13 protein-coding genes are annotated in these 14,079 nt (G+C 73.4%); 2 read left to right on the top strand and 11 right to left on the bottom strand.

The features are described 5' to 3' along the window. Positions 1 to 64 precede the first annotated feature (64 nt). A complete protein-coding gene (locus tag ACZ4N4_RS16035) occupies positions 65 to 595 on the top strand; it encodes a GNAT family N-acetyltransferase (RefSeq protein ID WP_467588790.1) in 531 nt (176 codons plus the stop codon). Here ACZ4N4_RS16035 and ACZ4N4_RS16030 read toward each other — a convergent pair. The 10 genes from ACZ4N4_RS16030 to ACZ4N4_RS15985 form a co-directional block, all read right to left on the bottom strand. Further along, positions 592 to 1,257 carry a response regulator gene (locus ACZ4N4_RS16030; protein ID WP_467588787.1) on the bottom strand — a complete coding sequence of 222 codons (666 nt, stop codon included), beginning with the start codon at positions 1,255 to 1,257 and terminating at the stop codon, positions 592 to 594. The two genes, ACZ4N4_RS16035 and ACZ4N4_RS16030, sit on opposite strands and share 4 nt — an antisense overlap. Next, positions 1,254 to 2,618 (bottom strand): sensor histidine kinase, encoded by a 1,365-nt coding sequence (locus ACZ4N4_RS16025; protein WP_453570486.1) that lies wholly within the window; start codon positions 2,616 to 2,618, stop codon positions 1,254 to 1,256. The genes ACZ4N4_RS16030 and ACZ4N4_RS16025 overlap by 4 nt, the downstream gene beginning before the upstream one ends. A 130-nt stretch (positions 2,619 to 2,748) precedes the next feature. Further along, positions 2,749 to 3,438: a response regulator gene (locus tag ACZ4N4_RS16020; protein WP_467588784.1), complete on the bottom strand. Its 690-nt coding sequence runs from the start codon at positions 3,436 to 3,438 to the stop codon at positions 2,749 to 2,751. Next, complete coding sequence (locus ACZ4N4_RS16015) at positions 3,435 to 4,835, bottom strand: sensor histidine kinase (RefSeq protein ID WP_467588782.1); 1,401 nt, start codon at positions 4,833 to 4,835, stop codon at positions 3,435 to 3,437. The genes ACZ4N4_RS16020 and ACZ4N4_RS16015 overlap by 4 nt, the downstream gene beginning before the upstream one ends. A gap of 10 nt (positions 4,836 to 4,845) precedes the next feature. Beyond that, complete coding sequence (locus ACZ4N4_RS16010; RefSeq protein WP_467588779.1) at positions 4,846 to 6,099, bottom strand: acyltransferase family protein; 1,254 nt, start codon at positions 6,097 to 6,099, stop codon at positions 4,846 to 4,848. Then, complete coding sequence (locus ACZ4N4_RS16005; RefSeq protein WP_467588777.1) at positions 6,092 to 7,102, bottom strand: alpha/beta hydrolase; 1,011 nt, start codon at positions 7,100 to 7,102, stop codon at positions 6,092 to 6,094. The genes ACZ4N4_RS16010 and ACZ4N4_RS16005 overlap by 8 nt, the downstream gene beginning before the upstream one ends. 208 nt (positions 7,103 to 7,310) lie before the next feature. Next, entirely contained in the window at positions 7,311 to 8,183 is an 873-nt protein-coding gene (locus ACZ4N4_RS16000) for an alpha/beta hydrolase (protein WP_467588774.1), read from the bottom strand. A 191-nt stretch (positions 8,184 to 8,374) separates the two neighbouring features. Continuing rightward, positions 8,375 to 9,583: a kynureninase gene (gene kynU, locus ACZ4N4_RS15995; RefSeq protein WP_467588770.1), complete on the bottom strand. Its 1,209-nt coding sequence runs from the start codon at positions 9,581 to 9,583 to the stop codon at positions 8,375 to 8,377. Then, positions 9,576 to 10,421, bottom strand: a complete 846-nt coding sequence (locus ACZ4N4_RS15990) for a tryptophan 2,3-dioxygenase family protein (RefSeq protein WP_450761760.1) — start codon at positions 10,419 to 10,421, stop codon at positions 9,576 to 9,578. Before ACZ4N4_RS15990 ends, kynU begins: the two co-directional genes overlap by 8 nt. Positions 10,422 to 10,621: 200 nt before the next feature. After that, positions 10,622 to 11,809: a M23 family metallopeptidase gene (locus ACZ4N4_RS15985; RefSeq protein ID WP_467588767.1), complete on the bottom strand. Its 1,188-nt coding sequence runs from the start codon at positions 11,807 to 11,809 to the stop codon at positions 10,622 to 10,624. A 127-nt stretch (positions 11,810 to 11,936) separates the two neighbouring features. Here ACZ4N4_RS15985 and ACZ4N4_RS15980 point away from each other — a divergent pair, with 127 nt between their 5' ends. Then, positions 11,937 to 12,356 (top strand): DUF3151 domain-containing protein, encoded by a 420-nt coding sequence (locus ACZ4N4_RS15980; RefSeq protein ID WP_453570503.1) that lies wholly within the window; start codon positions 11,937 to 11,939, stop codon positions 12,354 to 12,356. Between the two features lie 228 nt (positions 12,357 to 12,584). On the opposite strand, the gene ACZ4N4_RS15975 is transcribed toward ACZ4N4_RS15980, so the two are convergent. Then, positions 12,585 to 14,060, bottom strand: a complete 1,476-nt coding sequence (locus tag ACZ4N4_RS15975) for an MFS transporter (RefSeq protein ID WP_453570505.1) — start codon at positions 14,058 to 14,060, stop codon at positions 12,585 to 12,587. Between the last annotated feature and the right edge of the window lie 19 nt (positions 14,061 to 14,079).

Genomic DNA, 14,079 nt, shown 5'->3' with positions numbered 1-14,079 from the left:
CGTCCCGGTTCCGTCCCGGGAAAAGGGATTGCCCGGGCAACAGCGGTCACGTTGGCTGGGTGGCGTGACCGAACTGCGTACCGATCGCCTCGTCCTGCGCCGATGGCGTGACTCCGACCTCGAACCGTGGGCGGCGATGAACGCCGACCCCGAGGTTCGGGAGCACTTGGGCGACCTGCTCACCCGCGAACAGAGCGATGCCTCCGTGGCGCGGTTCCAGGCCGAGTTCGACCGGCGGGGCTACGGGTGGTGGGCGGTCGAGGTGCGGGCCACCGGCGAGTTCATCGGCTTCGCGGGCCTGGACGACGTGGACGACTACATGCCGTTCACCGGAGTGGAGATCGGCTGGCGGCTCGCCCGTCCGGCCTGGGGCCACGGCTACGCCACCGAGGCCGCGCTGACCGTCCTCGCCCACGGCTTCGACACCCTCGCGCTTCCCGAGATCCTCGCCGTCACCACAGCCGCCAACCTCCGTTCGCAGGCGGTGATGGGCCGGATCGGCATGACCCGGGACCCGGCCGACGACTTCGACGACCCCAACGAGCCCGACGGGCCACTGCGTCCGAACGTGCTGTACCGCATCGCCCCGCGCTAGCCAGGTGTCACCAGCCGTGCCTCGTAGGCGAAGACCGCCGCCTGGGTGCGGTCCCTGAGGCCCAGCTTCACCAGGATGCGGCTGACATGGGTCTTGATGGTCGACTCGGCCACCACCAGGCGTTCGGCGATCTCCGCGTTCGAGAGGCCCTGGGCGATGAGGACCAGGACCTCCGTCTCACGGTCGGTGAGGTCGCCGTAGGCGGCATGGGCCGTGGGCATCAGACGCGAGGCGCCGGAGAGCTTGGAGAACTCCGTGATCAGGCGCTTGGTGACCGAGGGGGCGAGCAGGGCCTCGCCCGCCGCCACCACCCGCACGCCGTCCGCCAGTTGCCGGGCCGAGGCGTCCTTCAGGAGGAAGCCTGAGGCTCCGGCGCGCAGGGCCTGGTAGACGTACTCGTCCAGGTCGAAGGTGGTCAGGACCAGGACCTTGGCCGCGCTGTCGACGGCCACGATCTCCCTCGTCGCCTCGATGCCGTTCAGCTCGGGCATCCGGATGTCCATCAGGACCACGTCGGGCGCCAGTTCACGGACGCGGTCCACCGCCTCACGGCCGTTGACCGCCTCGCCGACGACCTCGATGTCCGGCATCGCGTTCAGCAGGACCGAGAAGCCCTCGCGCACCATCATCTGGTCGTCCGCGATCAGTACGCGGATGGTCATGCATCACCTTCGGTAGGGGTGACGGCCGGCAGGAAGACCGTCACCTCGTAGCCTCCCTCGGCCGTCGGGGCCGCTGTCATCTCGCCGTTCAGCATCGACACGCGCTCCCGCATGCCCGTGATGCCGTGGCCGGCGCCGGGAGAGGGTTTGAGGAGGGCCGGCCGGGGCGGGGGCCCGTTGACTATGCGCAGGCCGAGGCCGCCGATGACGTATCCGATCTCCACCCTGGCGGGGGCACCCGGCGCGTGGCGCAGGGTGTTGCTGAGAGCCTCCTGGACGATCCGGTAAGCCGACAGCTCCACGCCCTGCGGGAGTTCACGGACCGCGCCGGTCACCGCCTTGTCGACGGTCAGCCCCGCCTCCCGCACGTTGGCGAGCAGCGCGTCCAGGTCGGCGAGGGTGGGCTGCGGGGCGTCGGGGGCCTCGTAGTCCTCGGCGCGGACCACGCCCAGGACGCGGCGCAGCTCGGTGAGCGCCGCCACCGCGTTCTCCCGGATCGTGACGAACGCCTTCTCCAGCTCCGGCGGCGGGTTCTCCACGCGGTACGGGGCCGCTTCCGCCTGAATGGCCACGACGGACATGTGGTGGGCCACCACGTCGTGCAGTTCGCGGGCGATCGTCGTGCGCTCTTCGAGGAGCGTGCGCCGGGACCGCTCGTGCGCCGTCTGCGACTGCTGGGCGGTCACCGTCTGTTCGGCCTCCCGGCGGATCTGCCGGACGGTGACGGTCAGCAGGGCTATCGCGGAGACGACCAGCATCGGGCCGACGTCGTTGGTGTAGTGGCCCCCGCCGAGGACCGAGACGAACGTGAAGCCGTAGACCGCGGTGATCGCCCACATCCAGGCCGCCGTGCGCGGACGGGTGCGGACCGCGACGACCGTGAGCACCACCAGGTGGGAGATGAAGTTGCCCGTCGTCCACGGCCAGTCCTCCCAGGACCTGCCCAGCAGGGTGCCGGCCCAGGTCGCGACGAGCGACAGCCAGAAGGCGGCGACCGGACGCGCCAGCGTGAGCAGCACCGGTGCCAGCACGGTCAGGCCGGCCAGCAGGCCCCCGGCCGACCCCAGCGGGCGGTCCGCGACGGTCGCCAGCAGCGCCACCGCGCCGGCCGCGGCCACCGCGATGTGCGGGGTCCAGACCGCGTACTCCCGCATGCGGCCGGACAGGCGGCGGATGCGCGGACCGTCGCTGCTCAGCGGGGGCAACGGCCGGTAGGCGAAGGCATCCTGGAACAGGTCCTGCCGCAGCCTGCGCAGGGCGTCCAGCGCGGCCCGGACCTCCGGACTGCGCGGCTTGTACGGCTCGAACGCGCCGTCCGGCGGCTCCGATGGCATCGCGTGCGTCTGGGTCGTCTCGGTCACGTTCACGACGGTATGCGGCGGGCGGGGTCGCCGTCGTCACCAGTGAGACGGGTTCTCCGGCATCCCCCTCAGGTACTACGGGGGTCACTGCGGGGTTCCGGCCGCGGCGTCACCACAGGGCTCCGGGCCGTCAGTATCCCGACGGCCGTACCAGCCCCGACTCGTACGCGAACACCGCCGCCTGGGTGCGGTCCCGGAGGCCCAGCTTCACCAGGATGCGGCCCACATGGGTCTTCACGGTCTGCTCGGCGACGACCAGCCGCTCGGCGATCTCCGCGTTCGACAGCCCCTGCGCGATCAGCGCGAGGACCTCCGTCTCGCGCTCGGTCAGCTCGCCGACGCGCGTCTTCAGCGGGGCGCGCACCCCGCCGCCGTCCAGCTGGGAGAACTGGGCGATCAGCCGACGGGTGACGCCGGGCGCGAGCAGCGCGTCGCCGGCCGCCACCACCCGGACCGCCTCGGCGAGCTGGTCCGCGGACGCGTCCTTGAGCAGGAACCCGGACGCCCCGGCCCGCAACGCCTCGTAGACGTACTCGTCCAGGTCGAAGGTGGTCAGCACCAGCACCTTGATGTCCGGGCGTTCGCCGACGATCCGGCGGGTGGCCTCGATGCCGTTGAGCTCGGGCATGCGGATGTCCATGAGGACGACGTCCGGGGTGAGTTCGGCGACCTTCACCACGGCTTCCAGCCCGTCCACGGCCTGGCCGACCACCTCGATGCCGGGCTGGGCGTTCAGCAGCACGGTGAAGCCCTGCCGGACCATCTGCTGGTCGTCGGCGATGACCACGCGGATGGGGCTGCTGCCATTGCTGCTCGTCATGCGCGACCGTCCTTCGAATCAAGGGCAGGGATGGTGCCGGTGCGACCGGTGGCACCAGGCAGGATGCCGGGGGTGCGGCGGGGCGCCAGGGCGGCGTCGGCACCGGCGGCCGGCAGCCGTGCGAAGACCTGGTAGCCGCCGTCCGGCCGGGGTTCCGCCGTCAGCGCGCCGCCCAGCATCGCCGCCCGCTCCCGCATCCCGAGCAGTCCGTGCCCGGCACCCGGCGACGGCGGAGCGGGCCGGGTCGGCCGGGTGTTGCCGACCCCCACCAGCAGCCCGTACGACATGTACTCGATCTCTACATGGGCGGTGGCCCCCGGCGCGTGTCGCAGGACGTTGCTCAGGGCCTCCTGCACGATCCGGTACGCCGACAGCTCCACGCCCGGCGGCAGCGGCCGGCTGTCGCCGACGATCCGCGCGGTGACCGTCAGACCGGCCGCCCTGGTGTTCTCGACCAGCGCGTCCAGCCGGTCCAGGGTCGGCTGCGGGCTGTGCGGGCCGACGCCCGCGTCGTCGGGCGCGTCCCCGTCGGGGCTCTCCGCGCGCAGGACGCCCAGGACTCTGCGCAGTTCGGTCAGCGCCTCCAGGGCGTTGTGCCGGATGCCGTCGAGGTTCTCGCGCAGTTCGTCCGACGGGTTGTCCACCAGGTGGGGGGCGACCTGGGCCTGGATGGAGATGACCGACATGTGGTGGGCCACCACGTCGTGCAGTTCGCGCGCGATCCGGCTGCGTTCCTCCAGCAGGGTGCGCCGGGCCCGCTCCTCGGCGGTCAGCGTGGCCTGGTGGCTGAGCTCCGCGCGGGCCTCGCGGCGGCCGCGCAGCGCCGCGCCGAACGGGACGACCACCGCGGACAGGGCGACGGTCACCACCGCGGTCGACGCATGCGGCCGCGCGCCCAGCTGTCCCTCCAGGAAGAAGGTGACGAGTGCGGTCAGCACCAGCGCCTCGACGGCCACCCGGAACCGGACCCGTAGCGCGAGGAGCAGCAGGACCAGCAGCTGCGCGATGATCCCGGACACCGTCCACGGCCAGGCGAACCGCGTTCCCGGGGGCATGTCCAGCTGGTCGAGCAGCGTCACCGCGTCCACCAGCATGCCGCCCGTCGACAGCCACCACGCCGGGATCGGCCGCGACATGGCGAGGACGACCGCGCCGCCCTGCGAGAGCGCGAGCAGGAAGGCGCCGCCGAAGCCCAGACGCCCGTGGTTCTGCAGCTCGGACAGGCCGGCGAACGTGATGACGACAGCCGTCAGCCACAGCACCCCGTGCGGCAGCCAGCGCAGCCACACCGAGGGGGGCAGCGGGTCCGCCCGGACGGTGCACAGGTCGTCCCGCAGGATCCGCAGCCCGAGCAGGACGCGGCCCGCGAACGCCCGCCGGCTCCCCGTTTCCGTCACGGCGGCCAGCCTAGACACGACGGGCTCCGATCGGTGTCGCCCGATCGGACGAGCGCTGGTCCGTGACGATGTGCGGGCGGGTGGTGTCCGGACGGGAGACGGCGACACGCGAGCGGGTGCGGCGGCGGTGTGGCGTGCCGGGGCGCTCGTACGTGTGGAACGCCGCCCAGCAGACGGCGAGCGCCAGGGCGAAGACCGGGAGCCACATCAGGCGGGCCGCGGCCCAGGTGAGGTGGTCGGGGGGTGTGTGCAGGCCGGGGAGGCGGCCGAACAGGAGGCCGGTGGCGGTGGTCGCCATCAGGGCCGTCTGATGCCACAGGAAGATCGTCATCGCGGAGAGGTTCACCAGGGCCACCGCCGCCCAGGCGAGCGGGCGGCGCATCGTACGACGCAGCCGCTCGCGCAGGAGCAGGGCCAGGCCGCACTGGGCCAGGCCGAAGGTGACGGCGGCCAGCGTGGGCGGGTTGAGGTTGGAGACGGACGCGCCGGGGACGCCGACCATCGAGGCCGGATAGCCCGCGCACGCGACGAGCCCGGCCGTCGCCGCCGTACCGCCGACGAGCAGGACCCAGCCGGCGCGTGGCTGGTCCAGTTCGCCACGGGTCCAGGCGGCGCCCAGGGTGTACGGCACCAGCCAGCCCGCCGCCAGGTTCACCCAGCCGAGGGCGGGCGGAGCGCCGAAGCCGAAACGGAGAAGGTCCACATGAAGGACGACGGCCAGCGGGCACAGGGGGTTGAGCCGGGCGACGAGCGGCGTCGCCGCCGTGAGTGCCGCGAAGACCACCAGGAACCAGAGCGGGGACAGGGCGAGTTTGACGAGGGTGTGGACGGTGGTGATGTCGGTGCCGGAGAGCAGGAGGGCGGTGGCCGCGATCGTCCAGAGGGCCAGAACCGCGGCGACCGGCTTGAAGAGACGGGACAGCCGGGACTTCAGCCAACGATGGTAGGGGGTGCCGTCGGCCTGGGCGGTGAGGTGGCTGCGGGTTGCCACATGACCGCCGACCAGGAAGAACACCGCCAGGGTCTGGAAGATCCAGGAGATCGGGGCCAGCCGGGGAAGCTGCTGGAGGGGGCTGCCGGTGTGCAGCCTGCCGCCGTCCGCCACCAGCGCCGTGACCAGCCAGTGGCCGAGCACCACACCGAGGATGGCGAACGCGCGGAGGGCGTCCACGGCGCGGTCCCGGTCGGGTGGGGTGGCGGTGTCGATGCGGTGGGCGAGAAGGCGTATGCGGTTCGGAAGGCGGGGTGGCGGTGACTCAGGCACGGGTGACCTCCGTGGGCGCGCCGAGGACGATCCGGGCGAGGTTGGCCAGAGAGACCGAGCCCGGGGTGAAGTAGTCGCTGTGGCCGCCGGGGCCCGCCGCGAAGACGCGGGCGCCGAAGGCCGGGGAGACGGGGTCGGTGCCGAAGCCGACGGTCGTGCCGAAGAGGTCGGCGGTGACGTGCGGGACCTCGGCTATCCAGTCGCCGGCGCCTCGGGCCGCCCAGACGCGGGCGGACGTGTGCAGGGCCGTGACCGAGTCGGCGCCGGTGCCGGGACTGCCGACCAGCGCGATGTCGGTGACACCGAGGCCGGTGAGGGCGGGGGCGGCACGGGCGCAGACCACCGTGCCGTAGGAGTGGCAGAGGAGGGAGACCGCCGCGGGCCCGGGGGCGGTGAGGGTGTGCAGTTCACGGATGAACGCGCGCAGGTGCGGGGCGGCCTGCTCGGCCCGGCCCGGGGTGAGGACGGTGGTGCTGATGGTGGCGGGGGTCCGGTAGCCGAGCCAGGCAACGACGGCGGTCCGGGTCCGCGGGTGCCCGCGGGTGAGGTGCCGGTAGAGGGACTCGGCCGCGGTGTGGAAGCGGGCGTAGGTGTCGAGGGTGGTGTCGGAACCGGGGACGAGGACGGCGACGCGGCCGGCGTGCGCCAGGTCGCCGAAGGCCTCGGTGGCCTGGCCGGTGCCCCGGGCGTCGAAGTGGAGGAGACGTCGGGAAGGGGAGGCGAGGGCGCGGTCGGCGGCGGCGCGGGAGCGGTCGCCGTGGGCGGCGGCCATGCGGGCGGCCTCGGCGGCGTTCTCGCGGTTGGCCTGGTAGGCGGTGGTGACGGCGGCCGGGGTGAGGGGCGCGGAGAGCGCGGCCGGTGCCGGCGCCGGGATCGGGGGCCGGGTGGCCGCGGAGAGGGGCAGGACCACGGCCGCGGTGAGGAGGGCGGCGAGCGTGGTGCGGCGCAGCCTGTGACGCCAGTCCCCGCGCCTCCGGACAGACCTCTCCCGCTCCCCCGCCATGGTGGGCCCCTCCCCGTTCAGTCCGCCCGGCCGTCGGGCTTGTCTGATCGGGAAATTACGGAGCGGGCGACGTCGTTCGCGTCCCGCCGGAGAACTCACCTGGCGGGTAGCTCTCAGGTACTACGGGTATGTGGGGGAGGCCCAGGAGCAGGTCGTCACGAGGTCGGCCGAGCCCGGTAGGTCGGCCCGGGCACGAGGCCGGCCGGGCTCAATACGCCAGTTGGGCGATCTCCTCCGCCACCACCGCGCACGCGTCCGCCGCCGGGTCGATGAGCGGGAAGTGGCCGACGTCCTCCAGCAGCGTCAGGCCCACCACCTCGCCCGCCTTCGCCGACGCCTCCGCGTAGGACTCGGCGACCGCCTGCGGGACGACGTTGTCCGTGCGGCCCTGGACCAGGGTGGTCGCGATGCCGGTGGGAAGCAGCAGCGCCGGGTCGGCGTAGCGCTGCCGGTCGGTGAACTGGTCGCTTCCGCCGAGGAGTTGGAGCGCCGCATGACCGCAGACCTCCAGCTTCTCCGCCACCGCGAAGTCCGCGATCGGGGCCAGCGCCACCACGCCCCGCAGCGACGCCGGCCCGGACGTGCGCCATGCGGCGTCCGCCGGGAGGACGTGCCGGGCCGCCGCCCACAGCGCCAGGTGGCCGCCGGCCGAGTGGCCGGTGAGGACGGTGCGGCGCAGGTCCGCCTGGGGCAGGGCCTCGCGGGCCAGCGCGGGCAGGGCGTCCAGCGCCGCCGCGATGTCGTCGAAGGTGTCCGGCCAGCGGCCGGCCACCGGGGCCGAGCCGCCCTCCCCGGGAAGCGCCGCGCCGCGCCGGTACTCGACGTTGGCCACCGCGAAGCCGCGCCGGGCCAGGAAGTCGGCGAAGGGGGTGATGTGGCCGCGGTCGTACGGTGCCCGCCACGCGCCTCCGTGCAGGACCACGACCAGTGGGGCCGTGGTCTCGTCACCGCGCGGGACGTAGAAGTCGATGACCTGGTCGGGGTGGTCGCCGTAGGCCGCCGTGGCGTCGGGCGCGACGTGCGGGTGCGAGAAGGCCGACTCCTCCTCGGCGGCGGCCCGTTCTGCTGCGGCGTCCGGCATGCTCAACCTCTCAGCGGCGTATTGACATTGGCGGACCAGGTGGGGAATTCGGCCGTTGGCCGGGACGGTATCAGGCCGGTGACGTGCGGCGACACGTGGATGTCACGCACGGTGAGGATTACACGGTTCTGTACCGTCCCGGTTTTTCCCGACCGGGTCGTCGTATCCGTATGTCGACTCGCCGAAGGGTGCTACACGGCCTCTGCGAGCACCCGCGCCGCCCGTTCCGCGTCCGCGAAACCGACGTACAGCGGGGTGAAGCCGAAGCGGAGGACGTCGGGATGCCGGAAGTCCCCGACCACCCCGCGCTCGATCAGCCGTTTCATCACGTCCCCGGCGTCCGGGCAGCGCAGCGAGATCTGGCTGCCGCGCTCCTCGTGCGCCAGCGGGGTCACGCACTCGACGCGGCCCGCCGGCAGGTACGCCTCGACGCACTCCAGGAAGAAGTCCGTCAGGGCCAGGGACTTGGCACGGACGGCGGCCACCGGCACCTCGTCCCAGACCTCCAGCGCCGCCTCAAGGGCCAGCATGGAGAGGATGTCCGGGGTGCCGACACGGCCGCGCACCGCGCCCGGGGCCGGGGTGTATGCCGGACTCATGCCGAACGGCTCGGCGTGCGAGTTCCAGCCGGGCAGCGGCGAGTCGAAGCGGTCCTGGAGGTCGCGGCGGACGTACAGGTACGCGGGTGAACCCGGGCCGCCGTTCAGGTACTTGTAGGTGCAGCCGACCGCCAGGTCGACCCCGTGCTCGTCGAGGCCGACCGGTAGCGCGCCCGCGCTGTGGCACAGGTCCCAGACGGCCACGGCACCCGCCGCGTGGATCGCCGCGGTGAGGGACGGCAGGTCGTGCAGCCGGCCGGTGCGGTAGTCGACGTGGTTGAGCAGGACGGCGGCCGTACGGTCGCTCAGCGCGGTGCGCACGTCCGCCGGCGCCACCGGACGCAGCGTACGGCCGGTGAGCCGGGCCGCCGACTCGGCGATGTAGCCGTCGGTGGGGAAGGTGGTCGCGTCGACCAGGATCTCGGTACGTTCCTCCCCCACGAGCCGTACCGCGCCGACAAGTGCCTTGAAGACGTTGACGCTTGTGGAGTCGCCGACCACGATCTGGCCGGCCGCCGCGCCGACCAGCGGGGCGATCCGGTCGCCGATCCGCTCCGGCGCCGTCCACCAGCCGCTCTCGTCCCAGGACCGGATGCGCAGCTCGCCCCACTGCCGCCGGACGACGTCCTCGACCCGGCCGGGGACGTGCGCGGGCAGGGCGCCCAGCGAATTGCCGTCCAGGTAGACGCCCGCGGCGTCGGCCGCGTGATCGGACACCGTGTCGAGGACGAAGCGGGAGCGCACCCCGGCAAGCTCGTCCGCCGCGTCCAGTTTCTCCGCCCGCAGGGCCAGTTCAGACATGGGACCTCGCCGTCCACAGCTCCGGGAACACGTTCTTTCGGGCACGCTTCTCCAGCCAGGCGACTCCGGCCGAGCCGCCGGTGCCGGCCTTGGCGCCCATGGCACGGCGGGTGGCGACCAGATGGTCGTTGCGCCAGCGCCAGACCAGTTCGGCGACGTCGGTCAAGGCCTCGCCGAGCCGGGCGAGTTCGGCGTCCCCGTCGCCCGAGTAGACGGCCGTCCAGGCGGCCTCGACGGCGTCCGAGGGGTCGTACCGCCGGGACACGTCACGCTGGAGCACCGCGTCCGGGACCGGGTGTCCGCGGCGCGCGAGGAGCCGTACCACCTCGTCGTAGAGGCTCGGCTCGTACAGGGCCTTCTCCAGTTCCGCGTGGACGCGGGGGGCGCCGCGGTGCGGGACGAGCATGGACGCGGACTTCTCACCGAGCAGGAACTCCATCCGCCGGTACATCGCCGACTGGAAGCCGGAGCCCTCGCCGAGGGCCGAGCGGTAGGAGTTGAACTGGGCGGGGGTGAGCTGGCCGAGTGGTTTCCAGGAGGCGTTCAGCGCCTCCAGTTCCCGGGTGGAACGCTTCAGCGCGTTGATCGCGGTGGGGATGTCGTCGCCGCGCAGGGCGGTCGCCGCGGTCTCCCACTCGTGGACGATGACGGTGAACCACAACTCCATCACCTGGGTCGTGACCAGGAAGACCATCTCTCCGGGATCGTCGGAGAGGGTGTGCTGGAGATGGGTGAGCACGTCCGCCTTGACGTAGTCCTCGTACGGCGTGGTGCCGGCGAAGTCGAGATGCGGGGTCTCGGGCTCCGAAGCCTCGTCGGGCTGAGCCTGAAGGGACATCGCTGTCTCCTGATTGTGTACTCCGGGTAGCGGTCCGCCCCTGCCGTTCTCGACACGGGGGCCCCGGTCCCCACCCGCATCTTCCGCAACGTACCCCGCACACGGCAAGGCCCGCCCGCTGCCAGACGGGCCACACCGGTCACCACCGGCACCGGATCACCCGGTCGGCCGAGCGCCCCGGGCCGCGGGAGCCGGCCGGGCTACGGCCGCACGCGGACCGTCCGCCCCCGGTACAGCCTGCCGGGTACGCCGGTGAACTCCAGGTCCAGGCCGACCCCGTCGCGTTCGGCGTGGATGTGCAGGTGGGGTTCGGTGGTGTTGCCGGTGTTGCCGACCTCGCCGATCGGCTGGCCCGCCCGGACCGTGTCGCCCGCGGCCACCGTGACCGAGCCGGGGCGCAGATGGGCGAGCTTGACGATCTCCCGGCCGGTGTCCAGGAAGACGTGGTTGCCGTAGGGCGGCTGGTAGCGGATCTCGCCGGGTTTCTGGTCCCCGACGGTGTCGGCGGCGGAGACCACCCTGCCGTCGCAGGGGGACCGCACCGGGCGCCCGTAGGCGGCGTACGCGGTCAGCTCGGAGCCCCGCCGGGTACGGGTGCCGTACGGGCCGAGCGCGACCAGGTCCAGGGCGCCGCGCTGCTCGGGCACCCGGGTGTGGTGGTTCAGCAGACGGCCGCCGCCCTGGACGACGTACCAGGAGCCCTCCAGCGGAAACAGCAGCGGCCGGGACAGCGGGGCCCGCCGGCGGGGCAGCCGGGCGGCGACGACCAGTCCCCCGGCCACCGCGAGGAGCAGGGCGCCGCCGGCGAGGCGCAGCACGCCGTGCCCGGTGGGCAGGCCGGGCAGCCGGCACGCGGAGGCGAGGGCCACGACGGCGCCCGCCTCGACCGTGCGCCGCAGCGGGCGGGGGTGCATCGCCGGTGCGCCCCAGCCCTCGACGACCACGAAGCAGGCGGCGAGGATCGCCAGGTCACCGGTCCAGGCCGTGCGGTCGGCGGCGGTCCAGAGGGTCAGGACGTTCCAGAGGACGACCAGGCCCACACAGACCGCCCAGGTCACGGAGGCCGGCAGGCGCGGGCGGCGGCGGGGCGGGGTGTAGGGGGCGCCTTCGATGCGCAACGCGGTGAGTTCGCCGTCCGGGCCCGCCTGGGCCCAGGCCCGCACCCGGCCCGTGCTGCCGGACACGATCAGGCCGTCCGGGCTGTCCGTGACGGTGCCGAACCCGCCGGTCCGGGCGGCCGTGGCGTGCACGATCCGCTCCAGCGTCGCCATCCCGACCGCCTCCGTCACCCGCGGGGCGAGCCGCGGCCACTGCTCCGGGTCCGCGGTGAGGAACCGGGCCAGGACATGGGCCTCCGGCGACTGCCCGCCGGGCATCGGATCACGCACGTGTGCTCCCCCCTTGCCGTCACGTACGGGGCGGCGGTCTGGAAGACGGCAGGACGCGGGGTGAGGTTGCCCCCGCCCGGCGGCCTCCCCGGGGCCCCGCCGCGGGCGGCGGTGGCAGACTGGCGCCATGACGACGCACACGAACCTGCTCGGCGGCCCGGAGCCGACCTATCTGCCCGAGAACGAAGAGGCGTACCGCCTGCTGGGCGACGAGAAGCTGGCTCCGGTCGAGGTCGCGGCGAAGTTCCCGACCTTCTCGCTGGCCTGGGCGCTGCTCGCCGACGACGCGTTCGAGCGCGGCGCGGTGGTCGAGTCGTACGCCTACGCGCGTACCGGCTACCACCGTGGGCTGGACGCCCTGCGCCGCGCCGGGTGGAAGGGACACGGACCCGTTCCCTGGGATCACCGGGCCAACCGCGGCTTCCTGCGCTGCCTGGCCGCGCTCGGCCGGGCCGCGGGCGAGATCGGCGAGAAGGACGAGTACGAGCGGTGCTGGCAGTTCCTGAAGGACAGCAGCGCGGAGGCGTACGCCGAGCTGAAGGGATAGCGCGCCGACAGGCGAAGGGCCCCGGCCACCGGCCCTTCGCCACCGGCCCTCCGGCCACCGGCCACCGCCCCTCCGGCCACCGGCTACCGCCCTCCGGTCACCGGCCCTCCGGCCACCGGCTACCGCCCTCCAGTCACGGCTACCGCCTCCGGTCACGGCTATCGCCCTCCGGCCACCGGCCACGGCTACCGCCCTCCGGCTACCGGCCACCGCCCTCCGGCCCTCCGGCTACCGGCTCTTCGCCTCCAGCGGTGGGGAGGTCACGTTTCCGTGGATGCGGCACTCCGGGCGGACACAGCCCGGGGTCGGCCTGCGAACCAGCGCGAACGCCAGGGCCGACCCCACCACCAGCACCCCCGCGCAGATCGGCATGGCCCGGTCGAACGCCGCGTCGAAGGCCGCGGGCGACCGGTAGGCCTCCGGCCCCATCCCCGCGAGCAGCGGCAGTGCCGCCACCGCGATCAGGCTCCCCGCGCGGGCCGCCGCGTTGTTGATACCGCTGGCGATACCCGCCCGGGCGGTGTCCACGGAGGCGAGGACCGAGGCGGTGAGCGGGGCCACCAGGGTGACCATGCCGGCGCCCATGACCAGGACCGCCGGGAAGACGTCCGTCAGGTAGTTCGCATGCTCGCCCACCCTCAGCATCAGCATCATCGCCGTGGCGCAGAGCAGGGGTCCGACGGTCAGCGGCAGCCGGGGCCCGATCTTGTCGGCCAGCGCACCCGAGCGGGCCGAGAAGAGCAGCATCAGCGCGGTGGAGGGCAGCAGGGCCGTGCCGGCGGCCAGCGCCGAGTAGCCCGCCACCACCTGGAGTTGGAGCGCGGTGAGGAAGAAGTAGCCGCCGAACGCGCCGTACACGCACAGGGTGACCACGTTCAGCGCGGTGAACTGGCGGGAGGCGAAGATGCCCAGCGGGAGCATCGGGTCCTGGCGGCGCTTCTCGACGTACACGAAGGCCACGCCGGTCGCGAGGCCCGCGAGGGCGAGCAGGGACGTGGTCCCGGCCTCGATCAGCGCGTAGGTCACGAATCCGAGGGTCAGGGCGGCCAGCACCGCGCCGAGCACGTCGAAGCGGCCGTGCGTCCGCCCTCCCCCACTCCCGGCCTCGCTCGAGCGGGAGGTGCCCCCGTCCGACTCCGGGACATGGCGCAGCGCGACCGGGACGCAGAGCAGGGCCAGCGGGACGTTCAGCAGGAACACCCACCGCCAGCCGGGGCCGTCCACCAGCCAGCCGCCCAGGAACGGCCCGACGGCCGCCCCGATGCCGCCGAACCCGGACCAGAGGCCGACCGCCTTCGCCCGGTCGTCCGGATGGAAGGAGGCCTGGATGAGGGCGAGGGAGCCCGGTGTGAGGAGGGCGCCGCCGATGCCCTGGAGGGCGCGGGCCGCGATCAGGACGATGTCGTTGGGGGCCAGGCCGCACAGCAGCGAGGCGGCGGCGAACCAGACGACCCCGAGCACGAAGATCTTCCGGCGGCCGTACTGGTCGCCGAGCGAGCCGCCGAGCAGGATCAGGCCGGCCAGCGTCAGCATGTACGCGTTGACCGTCCACTGCAGGGCCGAGAGGCTGGTGCCCAGGTCACGGCCGATGGTGGGCAGGGCGACGTTGACCACGGTCGAGTCCAGCAGCACCATGCTGGAACCGAGGACGGTGGTGAACAGGATCCACTTGCCCTGCGAGGAGGCCAGCCGCACGTCGGACATGGGTCCAGGTATACAGCGG

The organism is Streptomyces sp. NPDC026538, assembly GCF_055567535.1.
Note: the sequence above shows the minus strand (reverse complement) of the source record. Positions and strands in the feature narration are given on the sequence as shown.

Bases quoted from the DNA above. Each gene is read 5' to 3' on its own strand.
- ACZ4N4_RS16005 (WP_467588777.1), bottom strand. From the start codon at position 7,102: ATGGCGGGGGAGCGGGAGAGGTCTGTCCGGAGGCGCGGGGACTGGCGT.
- ACZ4N4_RS15990 (WP_450761760.1), bottom strand. From the start codon at position 10,421: ATGTCCCTTCAGGCTCAGCCCGACGAGGCTTCGGAGCCCGAGACCCCG.
- ACZ4N4_RS16000 (WP_467588774.1), bottom strand. From the start codon at position 8,183: ATGCCGGACGCCGCAGCAGAACGGGCCGCCGCCGAGGAGGAGTCGGCC.
- ACZ4N4_RS15975 (WP_453570505.1), bottom strand. From the start codon at position 14,060: ATGTCCGACGTGCGGCTGGCCTCCTCGCAGGGCAAGTGGATCCTGTTC.
- ACZ4N4_RS16020 (WP_467588784.1), bottom strand. From the start codon at position 3,438: ATGACGAGCAGCAATGGCAGCAGCCCCATCCGCGTGGTCATCGCCGAC.
- ACZ4N4_RS16030 (WP_467588787.1), bottom strand. From the start codon at position 1,257: ATGACCATCCGCGTACTGATCGCGGACGACCAGATGATGGTGCGCGAG.
- kynU (WP_467588770.1), bottom strand. From the start codon at position 9,583: ATGTCTGAACTGGCCCTGCGGGCGGAGAAACTGGACGCGGCGGACGAG.
- ACZ4N4_RS15980 (WP_453570503.1), top strand. From the start codon at position 11,937: ATGACGACGCACACGAACCTGCTCGGCGGCCCGGAGCCGACCTATCTG.